The following is an 18,967-nucleotide window of genomic DNA, read 5'->3' as shown; positions in this document are numbered from 1 at the left end:
ACCGGTCGATGTCGTTACATAAGGTTCGGACGAGGCATCAACACTGCGGGCGGCACAGGCGCCTCATGCGACCCGCGCGCTGCGCTCGTCGGCCGGTGCGTCCGGTGCGGAGCTGGCCGCATCGGCAAAGCGTTCCGGGTAGCGCACGCAGAAGCGCACGCTGTCGTCGTACGGGAAAAAGTCGGGCAGTTCGCCTTTCAGTAGATGATCCTTGTGCCGTTGCCATAGCGCAGGTTCGAAGAAGTCCGCGTGATGTTGCATGAACGAGCGGCGCACGCGTGGGTCGCCGAGCAGAAACGTGCCGTACGTCTCCGGGAAAATGTCGTGCGGGCCGACCGAGTACCACGGCTCGCCCGACATTTCGTCCTCCTCGTTACGCGGCGCCGGCACCGCGCGCACGTTGCAGTCGGTCAGATATTCGATTTCATCGTAGTCATAAAACACCACGCGGCCGTGACGTGTCACGCCGAAGTTCTTGTACAGCATGTCGCCCGGAAAAATGTTCGCCTGCATCAGTTCCTTGATGGCGTTGCCGTATTCCTTGATGCCGTGCTCGATGTCCTCGTCGTTGCCGTTCTGCAGGAACAGATTCAACGGCACCATGCGGCGTTCAATATACATATGGCGAATCACGAGGCTGTCGCCGTCGTATTCGATCAGCGACGGCACTTCCTTTTCGAGTTCACGCACGAGCGCTTCGTCGAGCCGCGAGACCGGCAACGCTACGCTCGAATATTCGAGCGTGTCGGCCATGCGGCCCAGACGGTCGTGCCGTTTGACGAGCTGATACTTTTCCTTGATCTGCGCGCGCGTGGTTTCCTTCGGCGGCGGGAAGCTGTCCTTGATCAGCTTGAACACATACGGAAACGACGGCAGCGTGAATACGAGCATGACGAGGCCCTTGATGCCGGGTGCGACGATGAACTGATCGCTCGAATGCGACAGGTGATGCAGCAGGTCGCGATAGAACAGATTCTTACCCTGCTTCTGCAAACCCACGGACGTGTAGATTTCCGCCTTCGGTTTGCCCTGCATGATGGTGCCGAGAAACTCGACGTAAGCGGACGGCACTTCCATATCCACCAGGAAATACGAATGCGAAAAGCTGAAGATGATCAGCAACTGGTCGCGCTTGAGCAGCACCGTGTCGAGTGCGAGCACGCCCGGCTTCACATGGCGCAGCGGCACCGCGAACGGCAACAGCAGATCACCGTTGATGATTCGCCCGACGATATACGCAGACTTGTTCCGGTAAAACAGTGACGAGAGCACGTGAATCTGGAAATTGGGCGCTTCGTCGAACACGCCGAACGCGTCGCGGATCGCCTGCATCAGGCAGCCGACGTCGCGGGTCAGATCTTCAAACGGCGGTTCCAGCTGGAAGTTCGTGACAATGCGCTCGAGCGTCGCCGCGAGGCCGTCTTTGCCGGGATAGTACGCGCGGTAAGTTGGCTTCGCCGCGGGTTCGTCGTTCTCGATGTATTCGGTCGAGATGGCCGGGCGCACGAAAATGAAATCGTTGTTGAAGTACGAGCGGTGCAGGATCTTGCAGCACACCGAATTGAAGAACGTCTCCGCGCATTCGGGCTGCCGGTGCGTGGTGAGGAGGCCGATGTAGTGCAGCTTGATCTGCTGCCAGACTTCGTCGTCGATATTTTCCGCGTCGTATTCGTCTTCGAGCAGTTCGACGCATTCCTCGACGCGTTCGTCGTACGAGGCAATGCGGTCGCGCGCGAGCTTCTGCAGGCCGTGCCAGTCGGCCTGTTCAAACAGCGTCTTGGCGTGGATCGCGGCGTCGCGAAAGACCCGGTAGTGCCGGTCGAATCCTTCGAGCATGGTCTGTGCGACGTCAAAGCCGATTTGCGACGACAGCAGTTTGGGGAAGTGATTCATGTCGACCGTGCATCCGCCTCATGTCGTAAAGACACCCGGGATTGTATCGCCCAGGTGGGCCCGCGCCGCATCGCGCCGTGGTTCATGCCGGCTTGGCTTCGCGTGCGCCGGTCGCGAGCAGCGCGCGCGCCTGCGTTTCATATTGCGCGAGGTCTTCGAGCGTCGCGTTCAGGTCTTCCAGTTGACGCTCCAGCACTTCGCGATGACGCGCTACCGTGGCGAGGAACGCGTGCAATTGCGGCACCGTGTCGGTCGGCGACTCGTACACGTCCAGCAGATCGCGAATTTCCGACAACGTGAAGCCGAGCCGTTTGCCGCGCAACGTGAGCTTCAGACGCGTTCGGTCGCGGCCGGAATACACACGCCGCAAGCCGCTCGATCCTTCCCGGCTCGGTGAGAGTAAACCCTGATCCTCATAGAAGCGGATCGCGCGCGGCGTGACGTCGAATTCCCGCGCGAGCTCGGTGATCGTGTATTGCGTGTTCATCGGGGCATTCCGTGGCCAGGCAGAAAATCGGATTGAACGATAGAATCAACGTTTACGTTATCGTCAACTTGAGCTGAACGCAACCAGGCGCAGTACGGCCGCTGTTCGGCGCCAGCACGCCGCAACCACGCTATCCGGCATCGCATACCTCGCCATGCCGGACGGCCGACGGAGGAAGACACCCACAATGAATGCACTCGAACACCAACTCGACTACCCGTTCAACGACGCGTTGCCGGACGCGGGCCACGCCATGGAAGTCTCGCCAGGCGTCTTCTGGCTGCGCATGCCGCTGCCCTTCGCGCTGGATCACATCAACCTCTGGCTGTTACGCGACGAGATCGACGGGCAGCAGGGTTGGACCGTGGTGGACTGCGGCATCACCTCGGACACGATCAAGGAAAACTGGGAAAAGGTGTTCGACTCGGTGCTCGGCGGCCTGCCGGTGCTGCGCGTGATCGTCACGCATTGCCATCCCGATCACATTGGCCTTGCACACTGGATTTGCGCGGGCGGTGACAAAAAGCGCTGGGACGTGCGGTTGTGGACGACGCTCGGCGAATACATGCAGGCCCGCGTGATGGCTGCGGGCGACGGTTCGAATGCGGGCGGCGAAGGCGCCGCGCGGCACTTCGCGCGGCACGGTGTGACCGACGAGGAATCGCTCGAGAAACTGCGCAATCGCAAGAGCTATTACGCGAGCCTCGTGCCGGCGATTCCTGGCCAGTATCGGCGCTTGCGCGAAGCGGACGGCGTGAAGATCGGCGGCAAAACGTGGCGCGTGGTGACCGGCTTCGGTCATTCGCCCGAACACTGCGCGTTGTTCTGCGAGGAGACCGGCGTGCTGATTTCCGGTGACATGGTGCTGCCGCGCATTTCGACCAACGTGTCGGTGTTCGATATGGAGCCGGAAGGCTCGCCGCTTGCGCTCTATCTGGAGTCGCTCGGTCGCTACGAGACGATGCCGGAAGAGACGCTGGTGCTGCCGTCACATGGCAAGCCGTTCCGCGGCGTGCGCACGCGTATCCGGCAATTGCGTGAGCATCATGAAGCGCGTCTGGCGGAAGTGCGCGAGGCATGCGCGGAAAAACCGCAAAGCGCTGCGGATATCGTGCCGCTCATGTTCAAGCGTCAGCTCGACATTCATCAGATGACGTTTGCGATGGGCGAAGCGCTGGCGCACTTGCATCTGCTGTGGCTGGCGGGGGAGTTGAAGCGTGCGCAGGACGCGGATGGGGTGATTCGGTTTTCGCCGGCGTGATTGCGGTGGCGTGCAGATGAAAAAGCCCGGTGCTTACGCAACCGGGCTTTTTCTCGCGCGCTGCAGACGCAGAAGCGATTACTGCACCGACACCGTCCCGAAGTTCTGCCGTCCGAACGGACTTACGTGATAACCGCTCACGTTCGTGCGCGTGATGGCCGCCGCGGTGGGATAGCCGAGCGGAATCCACAGCGCCTGATCGTGAATGACCTGCTGCGCCTGTTCGTACGCTTTCGCGCGCTTCGCCTGATCCGGCGTCGCCTTGCCGTCGGCAATCAGCTTGTCCAGGTCCTGATCGCAGAAGCGCGCGAAGTTGATGCCCGACTTGACCGCGTTGCAACTGAATAGCGGCGACAGGTAGTTGTCCGGATCGCCGTTGTCGCCCGCCCAGCCCATGAATAGCGAATCATGCTGGCCTTGCTTGGCCTCCTTGATCAGCTCACCCCATTCGATCACCTTCACCTCGGCCTTCACGCCGATCTTCGCGAAGTCGGCTTGCAGCAGTTCCGCGCCGGCCTTCGGATTCGGGTTCAGCACGCTGCCGTTCGGACGCACCCAGATCGTCGTTTCGAAGCCGTTCGGATAGCCCGCGTCGGCGAGGAGTTTCTTCGCCTTTGCCGGGTCGTACGGCCACGCCTTAACGGACTTGTTGTAGCTCCATGTGTTCGGCGGATACGGGTTCACGGCCGCCGTTGCCGTATTGTCGAACACGGTCTTCAGATACGTGGTGCGGTCGAACGCCATGTTGAGCGCGGCGCGCACCTTCTGGTTGTCGAGCGGCTTCTTCTGCGTGTTCAGCGCGACGAACGCCGTCATGAAGGCGGGCGTCTGCACGATGGCGAGCGACTTGTCGCCCTTCGCGTCGGCGAGATCCTGCGGCTTCGGCGACAAGGCGATCTGGCATTCGCCGGTTTTCACCTTCTGCGCGCGCACCGTGGCGTCCGGCGTGATCGCGTAGATCAAACGGTCGATCTTCGGTTTTGGACCCCAGTAGGCAGGATTCACGTCATAGCGGATCACGGCGTCTTTCGTATAGCTCTTCAGCTCGAACGGACCCGTGCCGATCGGTTTCGAATTCAGATCGGCCTGCTTGCCGGCCTTGAGCAACTGGTCGGCATATTCAGCCGAATAGATCGAGGCGAAACCCATGGTCAGGATGGACACGAAAGTTGCGTCGGGCGCGTTCAGCTCGAACTTGACGGTGTTGTCGTCGACCTTGCTGATGGACTTGATGAGCTTCGGCAGGCCCATCGACTGCGCATGCGGGAAGCCGCTCGCGCCCGCCACCTTGTGCCACGGATTGCTGTCGTCGAGCATGCGCTCGAACGTGAAGACGACGTCGTCGGCGGTAAGCGGCCGGGCGGGCTTGAAGTAGTCGGTGGTCTGGAACTGCACGTTCGGGCGCAGATGGAACGTGTAAGTGAGGCCGTCGGCGCTCACGTCCCACTTGTCGGCCAGCGCCGGCACGACTTTCTTCGCCGCCTCGTCGTACGAGACCAGCGAGTTGAAGATCACATCGGCCGACGCATTGGTCGTGACGAGCGAATTGAACTGCACGACATCGAAGCCGTCGGGGCTCGACTCGGTGCAGACGGTCAGCGGTTTGGCGAGCACGAGCGCGGGCGCCGTGAACAGTACGGCGGCTGCGAGCAGTTTGAAGCGCATAGGATCTCCCATAACGAGCGCAGTCAGGCAGTGCGTCTGGTTGTGTGGTTATATTCCGTTGACGAGAGCGACGGGCGGCCGTCCAGCATAGCCGCCGTCTTCATTGTGATACGTTTCCGGCGCTGGCGCATGGCTTGGACAATGCCGCCCACGCGCGCGCCGGCCTTCGCGAAAGCTTATCGAAGGGTGGTTGCGCCGACAACAACATAATCCGCATATTCATATGGAAGGTTGTCCGGCCTCGCGGCGCGGCGTCGACGCTTATGCCGCCGCTGCGCGCCGCAGCAGATAAGCGATACCTTCGATCGCACGCACGCCGTACCACGAAACCATTTCCCCATCGATCAACTCGATACGCTTGCCGGCCAGCCGCGAATCACGTTTCAGCGTGTCGCAATGGGCCTGCGTGAAGCGATACGGCTCACTGGAGAGCAGGATGCGATCGACGTGGGCAAGCCATGGCGCGGTGTCGAAATCGAGCGTTGGGTAACGTCCTGCGCCTTGCGCACCGCCTTGCACATCAGGGAGCGTGCGCCAGTTCACGAGTCGCAGCATCGCGGAGATATAGGTGTCGCGCGCCACGGTCATCCACGGCTCGCGCCAGATCAGATAGAGCACGTTTTGCGGCGCGAATGCGTGCGCAGCCGCTTCGTCTAGCCGGGCTTCGAGCGCTTCGCTCAGGCGCTGCGCTTCCCGCGTCCGATCGAAGATCGCGCCCAGCAGCGTGTAGAGCACCAGATTGTCCTGCGGTGTCCGCGGATGCGTCACGACGATATGCGGCACGAACGCGCGCAGTTGCTCGACGGTATCGCGTTCGTTTTCGTCGATATTGACGATCAGATGGGTGGGGCGCAACGCACGAATGGCGTCGAGGTTCACGGCCTTGGTGCCGCCGACCTTGCGGACCTCGCGCACCTTGTCGTGAGGATGCACGCAAAAGCCGCTGCGGCCGACAATCTGCCGGTCGAGACCGAGCGCGAACAGCAGTTCGGTGATGCTCGGCACCAGCGAGACGATGCGTGCCGCGGCGCCGGCGGGTTCGTGCGCGACGCCGGCTGCATCGACCGCACGGGGGGGCATGCCTTACTCGGCTTCTGTGGCGGCGCGCGGCTTGCGCGGCGCGCGTTCGAACGCGCGGTCGTAGAGCCAACGCGGCAGCACGTGCAGCAGCATGGCCACGATGCGCATCTGCCAGGGGAACACCGCGAACGCCGTTTGACGTTCGATCGCCTGCGCCACCTTCACCGCGAAACGGTCGGCGTCCATCAGGAACGGCATGGTGTACGGGTTGTGCTCGGTCATGGGCGTGCGGATATAGCCGGGCGCGATGGTGACCACACCGACGTCATGCGGCCGCATTTCCACGCGCAACGCTTCGAGATACTTGAGCGCCGCCGATTTCGACGCGCTGTACGCGCCGGACCCAGGCAAGCCACGCACACTGGCGACGCTGGCGATACCCACCAGCGTGCCGCGTTTCGCGGCGATCATCGCGGCGGCGAACGGCTCGAAGGTGGCGACCATGCCGAAGTAATTGATATCCATCACTTCGCGAAAGGTGCGCAAATCGCCGTGGCCCGTGACCGCGCCGCGGCTGATGCCGGCGTTGGCGATCACGACGTCCGGCAAGCCGTGCCGCTCGATGAACTGCGCGGCCGCGTCGGCGAGCGCTTCGGCGTCGCGAACGTCGACGGAATAGATGGAGACGGTGTTCTGCGGATGGGACTGCTGGAACGCGGCGAGGGCGTCGCCGCGGCGGGCAACGAGGCCGAGAATCGCGCCGCGCCGCGCATATTCGGCGGCGAGCGCGAGGCCAATGCCACTCGAAGCGCCGGTAATGAAAACCTTCAGCGGTGAACTCATTCCGGCGCCTCGGCTTTACATCTTCTTGGCGCGGACTTGCGCGACCAGGTAGTCCAGCACCTGGAGCGTGCCCGGCAGGCTGTTGGTCGCGGCCGGGCCGGTTTCATACTTGCCCTGCACGGCCAACGTCGGCACGCCGTCGATCTTGTAGTCTTCCAGCAGCTTCTTGTCTTTCTGCAGCGCGCTTTGCGTCGAGAACGAGTTGTACGCGTCCATATATTTCTTCGGATCGACGCCGTTCTTCGCGAGGAATTTGGCCTGATCTTCCGGCGTCAGCAGGTAGTTCTTGTTGACGTGGATTTCATTGAAGACCTTCGGCGTGAGCTGCGAGGCGAGGCCGAGTGCGTCCAGCGCGTGATACATCTTGGAATGCGGAATGAAGTCGTCGCGGAAGGCGACCGGTACGCGCTTGAACACCACGTCCGGGTTTTGCTTCTTCACCCACGTTTCGAGGTACGGGTCGAATTCGTTGCAGTGCGGGCAGCCGTACCAGAAGAATTCGGTGACTTCGATCTTGCCGGCGGGCACGTCGGTCGGCTGCGCCGTGGGCAGCACGGTGTAGTCCTTGCCCGACACCGGCGCGGCCGGCGACGCTTGCGCCGTGGCGGCAACGAGTCCCAGCGAGAGGAACAGAATGCTCAGCAGTTTTTTCATGTTGTGTTGACCCAAGTAGGCGTAAAACAGTGGCGCCACGCGAAAGCCCGCCACCGTCTTCAGATTTCGGCGTTGGACGGTTTCAGCCGTCCTTCGTGCTTGTGACACGCGCCGCGCGCCGATAGTTCGGCGGCGGCGCGTCCCGGCAAATCACCGTTTGTTTTTTGTTGGCTTATTGCTTCGTGAAGCGGATCACCGCGGTATCCACGCCCGCATCGGACAGACGCTGACGGCTCGAATTCATGTCTTCGAACTTCGAGAACGGCCCGATACGCACGCGGTAATACGTGACGCCGCCGGCGTCGCGCTGCGTGACCTTCGATTCGAAGCCCTGGAACGCGAGACGCGCACGCTGCTGTTCGGCGTCCGCCGCGGTCTTATAGGCGCCGACTTGCAGGAAGTAGCCAGTGTTCGCGTCGCCCGCTGCCGGCGCCGCGCCCGAACCGGGCTTGGCGTTGGCGGCGGTGGCCGACGAACCGCTCTTCGGCGCGGAACCTGCCGCGGTGGCGGCCGGCGCGCTGGAAGCTTGCGGCTTCTTAGCCGGCGTGGCGGCCGTGCCGTTGCCGTTGTCCTGCGCGGGCTTCGGCGCAACCGCTGTGCCATTCGCATTGCCACTGTTGCCGTTAGCCGGTGGCACTTCGACGATTTGCGGCTCTTCCAGCATGCCCGACTGCGTCTGCGGGTTGGTCTGGCCCGGCGCCGTGTTCGGCGGCGCGGGTTGCGCGGCTTGCGGCACCGGCTGACCCGGCGTCTTGCCTTGCAGCGGACGGTTCGGGTCGTATTGCGGCTGGCTCGCGCCGGCGTCGGACGCCGCGGGCGGCGCCACCTTCGAGACGAATGGCGTGGGCGCACGGGTGATATACAGCGCCACCACTACCGCGATCGCAAGGCCAACGATCAGGCCCAGCACGATGCCGAGAAAAGTCCCCCCGGTTTGTTTCGATTGCTTTGTTGCGCGGCGTGGTTTTGCCATCGTATGAATCACCTGCAAAAAGAATCCTGGAACGGCCGCCGATTATAACGACGGCCGCATGCATGTTGCGCCGGAGGACTTACATCTTGACGGGAGCGGAGACGCCGATCGTCGCGAGACCGTTGGCCAGCACCTGACGCGTGGCCGCGAGCAGCGCCACGCGTGCATTGCGCTCGGCCGCATCGTCGACCAGCACGCGTTCGGCACGGTCATTGTAGAACGAGTGGAATTCCCCGGCGAGGTCGCGCAGATAGAACGCGACCGCGTGCGGCGCGAGTTCGTCGGCGGCGTGTTGCAGCATGTCCGGGAATTCGGCAAGTTTGTTCAGCAGGGCCATCGCGCGTTCGCTGGTGAGCGGGGCGACGTCGACCTCGGCCAGCGTGCTTTCGTCCGTGCTGTAGCGTGCCTTGCATTCGGCGATCACCGAGCAGATCCGTGCATGCGCGTACTGCACGTAATGCACCGGGTTCTCGTCGTTCTGTTTCAACGCGAGGTCGATGTCGAACACGAATTCCGTGTCGGCTTTGCGCGAGATCAGGAAGAAGCGCACGGCGTCGCGGCCGCGGCGGATCGTTTCCTCGTCGATCAGATCGACGGCGGCTTCCGAGCCCGGCGTCGCGCCGCCCGACCATTCGATCAGGTCGCGCACCGTCACGTAGCTGCCGGCGCGCTTGGAGATTTTCACCTCTTCACCGTTGCGCATGACGGTGACCATCTTGTGCAGGATGTAGTCGGGATAGCCCTTCGGAATGCCGATGCCGAGACCCTGCAGGCCGGCGCGCACCCGCGCGATCGTGCCGTGGTGGTCCGAGCCCTGAATGTTGATCACCTTGGTAAAGCCGCGTTCCCACTTGGCGACGTGATAGGCGACGTCCGGCACGAAGTACGTGTAGGTGCCGTCGGTCTTGCGCATCACGCGGTCTTTGTCGTCGCCGTCGTCCGTGGTGCGCAGCCACAGCGCGCCTTCCTGCTCGTAGGTCTTGCCGGCGGCGATCAGCGCCTCGACGGTCTTCTCGACGCGGCCTTCCTTGTACAGCGACGATTCCAGGTAGTACTGGTCGAACTTCACGCCGAACGCCTGCAAGTCCATGTCCTGCTCGCGGCGCAGATACGCCACGGCAAAGCGGCGGATCGCTTCGAGGTCTTCCACGTCGCGCGCGCCGGTGACCGGCTCGCCGTCGCTCGCGGCCACGGTGGCGCCGTTCAGATAGTCCTTCGCGATGTCGGCGATGTACTCGCCGTTGTACGCCGAAGCCGGCCAGCCTTCGTCGCCGGGGGCGAGGCCGCGGGCGCGCGCCTGGGTCGACAGGGCGAGCGTCTGGATCTGCACGCCGGCGTCGTTGTAATAGAACTCGCGGTGCACGTCCCAGCCTTGGCTAGCCAGCACGTTCGAGAGCGCGTCGCCGAGCGCGGCCTGGCGGCCGTGGCCGACGTGCAGCGGGCCGGTCGGGTTGGCCGAGACGAACTCGATCAGCACATGCTTGCCGGCGTCGCGTTGCGAACGGCCGAAGTGCTCTTTTTCAGCGAACACGGCGGCGATCACCGCCTGCTTGGCAGCGGCCGCGAGGCGCAGGTTGATGAAGCCCGGGCCCGCCACTTCAGCCGCTTCGATCAGGCCCTTGGCCTGCGGCTGCGCGAGCAGCGCGTCGACGATCTGTTGCGCCAGCTGGCGCGGATTGGCGCGCAGCGGCTTGGCGAGTTGCATCGCCACGTTGCAGGCGACGTCGCCGTGCGCGGCGACCTTGGGCCGCTCCAGCGTGATGGTGGGCGACACGAACGCGGCTTCGGTCGCGCCTTGCGAGGCAGTCGCGACCTGCTTCACCGTGTCGGCGAGCAGTGTTTCGAGGGTATGTTTATGTGCAGGCAGCATGCTTGTTGCGAGTCCAGTGAGGCAATCCGGTGATGCGGAAGAGGCGCCGGCCGCGCGGCAGGCGCGACCGGTTCGTCAGAAGCGTGGAAAGCGGCCTGCACCCGCCGCGGCGCGTTGGGCGCAATGGGTGTGCGGCGTCAGGCACGTTGCCTGCAACGCGTTAAGCGCGGTGCGCGGCGACCGGCCGTGTCATGGGCTGCCGCGGCGGGCAGGGTATGAGGCGAGTTGCGGCCAACCGGCCCAGCCACGCCACTTTTGCTTCGCCGCGTGCGGCGCATTGCGGCACGCTTTTCCGTCCAGACGGATTTTAGCAGGTGCTAATATGTTCAATGAGATGCCCAGCAAGGGCCGTGGCCGCCACGCCTGATCGGCGAGCCAACGTAACGCGCGCCGGCGGTCGCCTTTGAGCCGCTCGCGCGCCAATCGAACATAACGAAAAAGGGAACAGTCATGCTGATTACTTTCAAATGCCACGCCTGCCCGGACGTGATGATGCTGGAAAATCTTGCGCAGTATCTGGTCGGCATCGTCGGCAAGCGGCTGGGTGAGCGCGGCGTCATTACTCACGACGAACTGGCCCCGGCCATTCAGAAACTCGAAGCAGCCATTTCCGTCGACAAACAGGAACGTGCCGAGCACGACGGCCATTTCCACGAAGGCGAAGACGGTCACGATCATCACGAGATTCCGCCGGGGCTCGCGCAGCGCGCGTATCCGTTCCTCGACATGCTGCGCGCGGCGCAGAAGGAAAACGCGGATATCGTCTGGGGTCTCTGATCCCGCGCCGGTCCGCCGGCCGCTGCGCTCTGACGAGCCGCGGCGCTTCGCGGCGCGAACCCTGACGCACCAATGAAAAGAGCCCGCTTTCATGCGGGCTCTTTGTCGTTCAGCGATCCGGACCGGCCGCCACCATGCTGCTTACTGGCTGGCGGCGTCCGCCGGAGCGGCCGCAGGAGCCGACGCACCTTTCTTCGCTTTCTGTTTCTTCGGTTTCTTGACGTGTTTCACCGTGGGCGGCGAATACGAACTGACCGAACTGGAACCGCCAGGCGCGGCGGGTTGGGCCAGCGCCACCGAGGCACCCAAAGCAAGCGAAACAGCGGTCAACAACAGCGTCAGCTTCTTCATACGATTTTCTCCGTTGACGATTGCAAATTAATGAGCCGACGCGTTTTGGCCGCGTCTGGCGGGGTCAAGCCGCCTCAGTCTACAAAGCCGAAAATTACGTTGCCGCAAATATTCAGTCTTTCTCGCCCGATATAGTGGGTTTCCCGCCACGCCTCGCCGCGCCTCGCTTTGCCGCTTCGCGCTTAAAGCAAAGGCGCCAAGGCCCGCTCCGCATCCGTCTTCGACAACGACATGCGCTTTGCGTAATCTTCCAACTGGTCTTGCCCGATCTTGCCGACCGAGAAATAGGTGCTGTCCGGATGCGCGAGATAGAAACCGGAGACGCTTGCCGCCGGCAACATGGCGAGCGATTCGGTCACGCTCATACCGATTTCGGTGGCGTGCAGCACGTCGAACATGTCGCGCTTCACCAGGTGATCCGGGCAAGCCGGATAGCCGGGCGCCGGGCGAATGCCACGGTACTTTTCCGCGATCAGGTCGTCGTTGGCGAGGGTTTCGTCGTTCGCGTAGCCCCACAGGTCGCGCCGTACGCGTGCGTGCAGCGCTTCGGCGAAGGCTTCGGCGAAGCGGTCGGCGAGTGCCTTCAGCATGATCGCGCTGTAGTCGTCGTGGTCCTTTTCGAACTGCTTTTCCTTCACGTCGACACCCAGACCCGCCGTCACCGCGAACATGCCGATGTAGTCGGCCACGCCCGAGTCTTTCGGCGCGATGAAGTCGGCAAGCGAACGGTTCGGGCGCATCACGCCGTCCACCACCGGACGCACGCTTTGCTGGCGCAGATTGCGCCACGTGAGCGCGACTTCCGAGCGCGATTCGTCCGTGTAGATTTCGATGTCGTCGTCGTTCACCGTGTTGGCGGGCAACAGCGCGATCACGCCGTTCGCCTGCAGCCAGCGGCCCTGGATCAGGCGCGCGAGCATCGACTTGCCGTCCGAGAAAACACGCCGCGCCGATTCGCCCACGATCTCGTCGTTCAGAATGGCCGGATACGGGCCGGCCAGATCCCACGTCTGGAAGAACGGACCCCAGTCGATATAGTTCGCCAGGTCGCTCAGATCGAAGTTCTTGAACACGCGGCGGCCGATGAACTTCGGCTTGACCGGCTGATAGTTCGCCCAGTCGATCCAGGTCTTGTTGGCGCGCGCTTCGGCCAGCGTGACCATGGGCTGCGCTTTCTTGTTGGCGTGCTGGTCGCGGATCCGGTCGTAATCGGACTTGAGTTCGTCGAGGTACTTGGCCGCGCCTTCGTCGGACAGCAGGCTCGACGCCACGGACACCGAGCGCGACGCGTCCGGCACGTAGACCACCGGCCCTTCGTAATGCGGCGCGATCTTCACGGCAGTGTGCACGCGCGAGGTGGTGGCGCCGCCGATCAGGAGCGGAATCTTCTTGATGCGGAAGTAGTCGTCGCGCTGCATTTCCGACGCGACGTAGGCCATCTCTTCGAGGCTCGGCGTGATCAGCCCGGAGAGCCCGATGATGTCGGCGCCTTCGACCTTCGCCTTGGCGAGAATGTCGTTGCACGGGACCATCACGCCCATGTTGACCACTTCGAAGTTATTGCACTGAAGCACCACCGAGACGATGTTCTTGCCGATATCGTGCACGTCGCCCTTCACCGTGGCGATGACGATCTTGCCCTTCGCGCGCACGTCGGCGCCGGCTTCAGCGAGCTGCTTCTTTTCTTCTTCGATGTACGGAATCAGATGCGCGACGGCCTGCTTCATGACGCGCGCCGACTTCACCACTTGCGGCAGGAACATCTTGCCCTGACCGAACAGGTCGCCGACGATGTTCATGCCGTCCATCAACGGCCCTTCGATCACGTTGATCGGGCGGCCGCCTTCGGCCGCGATCTTCGCGCGAACTTCCTCGGTGTCTTCGACGATGAAGTTGGTGATGCCGTGCACGAGCGCGTGCGACAGACGTTTCTCGACCGGCTGGTTGCGCCACTCGAGATTCTCTTCCTTCTTCGCGGCGCCAGTCTTGAACTTGTCGGCGATTTCGAGCAGCCGGTCGGTGCCGTCTTCACGGCGGTTCAGCACGACGTCTTCAACCCGTTCGCGCAACTCCGGATCGAGGTCGGCATACACGCCGAGCTGGCCCGCGTTGACGATGCCCATGTCCATGCCCGCCTGGATCGCATGGTAGAGGAACACGGTGTGGATCGCCTCACGCACCGGGTCATTGCCGCGGAACGAGAACGACACGTTCGACACGCCGCCGCTCACCTTGGCGTATGGCAGGTTCTGCTTGATCCAGCGCGTCGCGTTGATGAAGTCGACGGCGTAATTGTTGTGCTCTTCGATGCCGGTTGCGATCGCGAAGATGTTCGGATCGAAGATGATGTCTTCCGGCGGGAAGCCGACTTCGTTCACCAGGAAGTCGTACGAGCGCTTGCAGATCTGCGTCTTGCGCTCGAAGGTGTCGGCCTGGCCCTGTTCGTCGAATGCCATCACCACCGCGGCCGCGCCGTAGCGGCGAATCAGGTTGGCGTGGTGGCGAAACGCCTCTTCGCCTTCCTTCAGCGAGATTGAGTTGACGATCGCCTTGCCTTGCACGCACTTCAAACCCGCTTCGATCACGTCCCATTTCGACGAGTCGATCATGATCGGCACGCGCGCGATATCCGGTTCCGATGCGATCAGATTCATGAAGCGCACCATCGCTGCTTTCGAATCGAGCATCGCCTCGTCCATGTTGACGTCGATGATCTGCGCGCCGTTTTCGACCTGCTGGCGCGCGACCGCGACCGCCTCGTCGAACTGGTCGTTCAGGATCATGCGCGCAAACGCCTTCGAGCCGGTTACGTTGGTACGTTCACCCACGTTGATGAAGAGCGTCCCGGACGTGACGTTGAACGGTTCGAGGCCGGCAAGGCGCAAGGTGTGATCGGTCATGGCGTATGTGCTCGATTGCTGCGATTAAGTGCGTCGTGTTCGATGGCGATACTGCGGGCGGGGGAGGCGGCTCAGCGAGGCGCCGCTCGCCTCAGGCTGCGTCGCGGTATTGCGTCGGCCATTGGCGCGGCTTCACTTCGGCCAGCGCCTGCGCAATCGCCGCAATATGTTCCGGCGTCGTACCGCAGCAGCCGCCGGCAATATTCACGAGACCAGCCTGCGCGAACTCCTTCAGCAAGCCCGAGGTATCCGCGGGCAATTCGTCGAAGCCCGTGTCGCTCATCGGATTCGGCAAGCCGGCGTTCGGATAGCACGACACATAGGTGTCGCACAGCTTGGCCAGTTCGGCGATGTACGGGCGCATCAAAGCCGCGCCCAACGCGCAGTTCAGACCGAACGTGAGCGGCTTGGCGTGACGCAGCGAATTCCAGAAGGCTTCGACCGTCTGGCCCGACAGAATGCGGCCCGACGCGTCGGTGACGGTGCCGGAGATCATGATCGGCAGACGCTCGCCAGTATCTTCGAACAGTTCATCCAACGCAAAGAGCGCAGCCTTCGCATTGAGCGTGTCGAAAATGGTCTCGACGAGGAACAGATCGGCGCCGCCGTCGAGCAACGCCTTGGCCTGCTCGTAGTAGGCCGCGCGCAGTTCGTCGAACGTCACGTTGCGCGCGCCCGGATCGTTCACGTCGGGGGAAATGCTCGCGGTCTTCGGCGTCGGTCCGATCGCGCCGGCGACAAAGCGTGGCTTGTCGGGCGTCGAATACTTGTCGCAGGCGGCTCGCGCCAGTTTCGCCGACTCGAGGTTCATCTCGATGGCGAGGTCTTCCATGCCGTAGTCCGCCTGAGCAACCGTGGTCGCACCAAACGTGTTGGTTTCGATGATGTCCGCGCCCGCCGCCAGATACTGCTCGTGGATCTCGCTGATGATCTGCGGCTGTGTGATCGACAGCAACTCGTTGTTGCCCTTGATGTCGCGCCCGTAGTCCTTGAAGCGTTCACCGCGATAGCGGGCTTCGTCGAGCTTGTAGCGCTGGATCATCGTGCCCATCGCGCCGTCCAGGATCAGGATGCGCGACTTGAGCAGCGCGGGCAGCGCCGTGCCGCGCGTGTAGGCGGCGTCGGGACGGACTGGCGTGGCGGTTTGAGCGGGCTGGTTCATGGCGGACGAGGGCTTGCGCCGGCTTTTTCGGGAAACCTGTCATTGTAGCCGCTGCCGGACGAAACCGCCCGGCGCGGGCGGGCGGCCGGCCGCCTGCCTGTCGAGGCGTGCCGCATGCGAAAGAGCGCGAAAGCGGCGCTACAAAGAAAACGGCCCAGTCAGGCAAAAGCTGCTGGGCCGCTTCACAATTGCCGACCAACTTGTAAAAACCGCCGGGCTGCCCAGGAACGGGGCCAGACGGCGTGGTCGATGTATGTCGCCAAAAACGTAAAGCCAGACCTCTCGCTTAGTGAAGAATCACCGGTTGATGCATCAGGCTGTCGAACTGGCCGAGGAATTCGTCAACTTCATCCAGCGACGGTTCCTCTTCGATCAACTTCTGCACGTGCTCGCGAAAGCGCGCCGCCATTGCTCCGTCGATATAGATCTCGCGCTGCATGTTCTTGTCGACGATCTCATAGCCACCTGACTTCATGGCCAGAGGACCTTCCTGCGGCGGAAACTCGACGACACAATAATTGGGGCTGTTGTAGATCATTTGCATGGCGACACTCCTTATTTCCGTTGGCTCCTGGCCATTCCTGCGCCATAGGTGGAGCGTATGGTTTGGAATTCAAGGGGTGGGTCCGGATTGACGGATGTAAAGCTCCGAACCTACCGGTTAGACCGGCCTTTCAAGAAACGTTTCAAGCAGTGCAGCAAAACGGTGAGATTGCTCGATGGGCGCAAGATGAGCGGCATCGAGCAGTTCGAAACGTGCGCCTTCGATGGCGTCTGCTATCGCCTGAGTGGAAGCAGGCGGCGTGCCCGTGTCGTGGCGGCCCGCCACGGTCAATGTTGGGCATCGGATTGTTGTCAGCTTACTGCGTACGTCGAAATCGCGCAGGGCTTCGCACGCCATGGCGTAGCCTTCTGGCAACGTCTGCATCAATACGTCGCGGATCTGCTCGACTGCTTCGGGGTGCGCAGCCTGAAAATCGGCTGTCAGCCAGCGGCTCAAGGTCGCGGGCACGAGCGCGGCCATGCCCTCGCTGCGGGCCGCGGCAGCCCGCTGGTCCCAGGTGGCGCGGGCCTCCGGCAGCGTGCCGCCGCTAGTGTCGGCGATCGTTAGCGTGTCGACGCGCGTAGGATGATCCAGCGCGAATTGCTGCGCGATCATGCCGCCCATCGACATGCCGACCAGATGAGTACGAGGTGCATCGAGTGTATCGAGCAGTGCGGCGAGATCGCGTGACAGGTCTGCCACGCCAAAGGGCGCGCCGGATGCCGCGGTCTTGCCATGGCCGCGCACGTCGTAGCGCAATACGGTGTAGTCGTCGCGGAAATAGCCGGCGAGCTGGTCCCAAACGGACAGATCGCCGCCGAGCTGGTGAACGAACGTCAGCCATGGGCCGCCGCCCTCGTTGCTCAACACATAGCGCGTTTCGATACCGTTGATGTTCACTTGCATGCGGGCTCCTTTAAGGGGAACGCAGTGGAAGGGTCCATTCACGCGCGCTGTCGCCCATCTGGGCCGTACGACTTCTTTGTATACGCAGCACCGGCGCGAACGGTTGCAGCAATGTGTTGCGAGTCGGTCTCGTTGTGGAAGTTTCGTCGATTTGATCGAGGCCGCGCTCGGATTGGCGGCTCTCAGGGTTTGATGATGCCAGGCGCGTTGGCGGGCTCGGTCGAATCGACTGGCGGGGCTGCTGGGGAAGGCGCTGCACCACCGGGCGAGGCGGGTGCAGAAGGTCCAGCGCCGGGTGTATCCGCCGGGGAAGTGGGTGTAGAAGGTCCACCGCCGGTTATAGCTGCCGGTGAAGCGGGGGTAGAGGGCCCGGTCGAATTGTCAGAGGAAGCCGTGCTCGTTGCGCCATTGCTGTCGGGCGAGCCGTCGGCGTTGCCGGCATTGAGCTTGCCGCGCCATACCAGTTCGAACTGCGTGCCGTTCGGTTCCGTCTGGACAATACGCGCGGGCAGCCAGCCGAGCGACGGCGCGAGCCACACGTCGATGCGGCGTAGATCGCCGTCATGGCGGGGCAGGCGCTTGAAATGGCGCGTGTCGAGGAAGCCTTGGTCCGTGCGGATGGTTTCGTCGCCAATCGTCTCGACCGGCCAATTTTCGCCGCTATCGTTGTCGACCACGAAGAACTGCCGCGTCACGCCCGGTTTGTAAGCGGCGGGATCGCCGCGCACGAGGCTGGCGAGTTGCATCACCATGCTGAAACGGTCCTGCGCGCCATCGGGCAACGGCAGCGCGGCCGGGGTACGCGTGAAGGCGATCTTCTTGTCGGTGCGATTGAAGATCGCGACGTCTTCAGCCCGGCGGCCGCGCTTTTCGATGTACTGGTCCGGCGCGAGGCCGAATGCATCGATGCGGCCATGACTCGAATACACGAAAGTGCCGACGAAAGGCAATGGCACCGAGACGACCATTTCGTAGCTTTGCGCGGTGCTCGTCCAATGGATCGTGCCGGGTTGGTTGCGCACGCCGTTGTAGAACGTGTCGTACTGCAGTTCGCCGGATGGCGGGACCGAGAATTTCACGCCTGGCGACGCTTGCGGCGCACTCGCGGCAGCGGTGGCACTGGCCGCGCCGGCGGCGCTCGCGGCAGCATTCGGAGTCGCGTTGGCGCCTGCTGCATCTGGTGCACTCGCCGCCGCGTTCGATGCCGCGGCAGGCGCAACCGGCGCCGCTTGCTTCGCCGGTTGCAGCGCCGTCAACACATGTTCGCGCGGCTTGCGCGCCGGTGCCCGCCGCGCGGGCGCTGGTTCAGGCGTGGAGGTCGCGGCGGCGGCCGGTTGACGTTCGATCCGTTCGGGCGTCAGCAAAGCGACCTGCACGGGCACATGCTCGTTGTCCGAAGGATTCAGCGTCGCGCGATTGCGCTCGACCCATTGCGCGGCAATCCAGTGCAAAACGGCCACGATCAGCAACACCGCGATCCAGCGCCCCGCGCGCATACCGGTGCGCGGCCCGCTGGGCGGGGTGCGATCGGAACGGCGGGCTGCGGGAGCTGAGGACATCGGCAAGTGAACGTGTTCGGAAGGAAAGCGTCGGGATTGACGGCCAGGGTGTATGGGCTGCGGCTATGGGGAAAAGTCGGGCGCAAGCTCATCTGAAAGCGG

16 protein-coding genes are annotated in these 18,967 nt (G+C 63.1%); 2 read left to right on the top strand and 14 right to left on the bottom strand.

The window, feature by feature from the left end; genetic code table 11:
- Window positions 1-63 precede the first annotated feature (63 nt).
- Complete coding sequence (gene aceK / locus BLW71_RS14480) at window positions 64-1,893, bottom strand: bifunctional isocitrate dehydrogenase kinase/phosphatase (RefSeq protein WP_091796947.1); 1,830 nt, start codon at window positions 1,891-1,893, stop codon at window positions 64-66.
- Window positions 1,894-1,975: 82 nt separating this feature from the next.
- Complete coding sequence (locus BLW71_RS14475) at window positions 1,976-2,380, bottom strand: MerR family transcriptional regulator (RefSeq protein WP_091796945.1); 405 nt, start codon at window positions 2,378-2,380, stop codon at window positions 1,976-1,978.
- Window positions 2,381-2,567: 187 nt separating this feature from the next.
- On the opposite strand from BLW71_RS14475, the gene BLW71_RS14470 reads away from it, so the two are divergent.
- On the top strand, window positions 2,568-3,641 hold the full coding sequence (locus BLW71_RS14470; protein WP_091796944.1) for an MBL fold metallo-hydrolase: 1,074 nt from the start codon (window positions 2,568-2,570) through the stop codon (window positions 3,639-3,641).
- 78 nt (window positions 3,642-3,719) lie between these two features.
- On the opposite strand, the gene BLW71_RS14465 is transcribed toward BLW71_RS14470, so the two are convergent.
- The 6 genes from BLW71_RS14465 to argS all read right to left on the bottom strand — a co-directional run bounded on the left by BLW71_RS14465 (window position 3,720) and on the right by argS (window position 10,666).
- Window positions 3,720-5,306 carry an ABC transporter substrate-binding protein gene (locus tag BLW71_RS14465; RefSeq protein ID WP_091796942.1) on the bottom strand — a complete coding sequence of 529 codons (1,587 nt, stop codon included), beginning with the start codon at window positions 5,304-5,306 and terminating at the stop codon, window positions 3,720-3,722.
- 261 nt (window positions 5,307-5,567) lie between these two features.
- A complete protein-coding gene (locus BLW71_RS14460; protein ID WP_091796940.1) occupies window positions 5,568-6,386 on the bottom strand; it encodes a cobalamin-binding protein in 819 nt (272 codons plus the stop codon).
- Between the two features lie 3 nt (window positions 6,387-6,389).
- Complete coding sequence (locus BLW71_RS14455; RefSeq protein WP_091796938.1) at window positions 6,390-7,169, bottom strand: SDR family oxidoreductase; 780 nt, start codon at window positions 7,167-7,169, stop codon at window positions 6,390-6,392.
- A 15-nt stretch (window positions 7,170-7,184) separates the two neighbouring features.
- Entirely contained in the window at window positions 7,185-7,823 is a 639-nt protein-coding gene (locus BLW71_RS14450) for a thiol:disulfide interchange protein DsbA/DsbL (protein WP_091800849.1), read from the bottom strand.
- A 172-nt stretch (window positions 7,824-7,995) separates the two neighbouring features.
- On the bottom strand, window positions 7,996-8,814 hold the full coding sequence (locus BLW71_RS14445; RefSeq protein ID WP_091796936.1) for an SPOR domain-containing protein: 819 nt from the start codon (window positions 8,812-8,814) through the stop codon (window positions 7,996-7,998).
- A 61-nt stretch (window positions 8,815-8,875) separates the two neighbouring features.
- The gene (gene argS, locus BLW71_RS14440) at window positions 8,876-10,666 is read right to left on the bottom strand and encodes an arginine--tRNA ligase (RefSeq protein ID WP_091796934.1); all 1,791 of its coding nucleotides are present in this window, start codon (window positions 10,664-10,666) and stop codon (window positions 8,876-8,878) included.
- A 450-nt stretch (window positions 10,667-11,116) separates the two neighbouring features.
- Here argS and BLW71_RS14435 point away from each other — a divergent pair, with 450 nt between their 5' ends.
- Window positions 11,117-11,443: a DUF1840 domain-containing protein gene (locus BLW71_RS14435; protein ID WP_091796932.1), complete on the top strand. Its 327-nt coding sequence runs from the start codon at window positions 11,117-11,119 to the stop codon at window positions 11,441-11,443.
- A gap of 141 nt (window positions 11,444-11,584) precedes the next feature.
- On the opposite strand, the gene BLW71_RS14430 is transcribed toward BLW71_RS14435, so the two are convergent.
- The 6 genes from BLW71_RS14430 to BLW71_RS14405 form a co-directional block, all read right to left on the bottom strand.
- Window positions 11,585-11,794: an acid-shock protein gene (locus BLW71_RS14430; protein ID WP_091796930.1), complete on the bottom strand. Its 210-nt coding sequence runs from the start codon at window positions 11,792-11,794 to the stop codon at window positions 11,585-11,587.
- A 182-nt stretch (window positions 11,795-11,976) separates the two neighbouring features.
- Window positions 11,977-14,694 (bottom strand): methionine synthase, encoded by a 2,718-nt coding sequence (gene metH, locus BLW71_RS14425; protein WP_177205037.1) that lies wholly within the window; start codon window positions 14,692-14,694, stop codon window positions 11,977-11,979.
- Window positions 14,695-14,785: 91 nt separating this feature from the next.
- Window positions 14,786-15,856: a homocysteine S-methyltransferase family protein gene (locus tag BLW71_RS14420; protein WP_091796928.1), complete on the bottom strand. Its 1,071-nt coding sequence runs from the start codon at window positions 15,854-15,856 to the stop codon at window positions 14,786-14,788.
- A gap of 286 nt (window positions 15,857-16,142) precedes the next feature.
- A complete protein-coding gene (locus BLW71_RS14415) occupies window positions 16,143-16,400 on the bottom strand; it encodes a BTH_I0359 family protein (protein WP_007179533.1) in 258 nt (85 codons plus the stop codon).
- A gap of 117 nt (window positions 16,401-16,517) precedes the next feature.
- Entirely contained in the window at window positions 16,518-17,306 is a 789-nt protein-coding gene (locus BLW71_RS14410) for an alpha/beta fold hydrolase (protein WP_091796925.1), read from the bottom strand.
- Window positions 17,307-17,488: 182 nt separating this feature from the next.
- The gene (locus BLW71_RS14405; protein WP_091796923.1) at window positions 17,489-18,865 is read right to left on the bottom strand and encodes a DUF3108 domain-containing protein; all 1,377 of its coding nucleotides are present in this window, start codon (window positions 18,863-18,865) and stop codon (window positions 17,489-17,491) included.
- Between the last annotated feature and the right edge of the window lie 102 nt (window positions 18,866-18,967).

Origin of the sequence: Burkholderia sp. WP9 (genome assembly GCF_900104795.1) — a bacterium.
Taxonomy (GTDB): Bacteria; Pseudomonadota; Gammaproteobacteria; order Burkholderiales; family Burkholderiaceae; genus Paraburkholderia.
The sequence above is the reverse complement of the archived record's forward strand: the minus strand, read 5'-3'. Positions and strand labels throughout refer to the sequence as shown.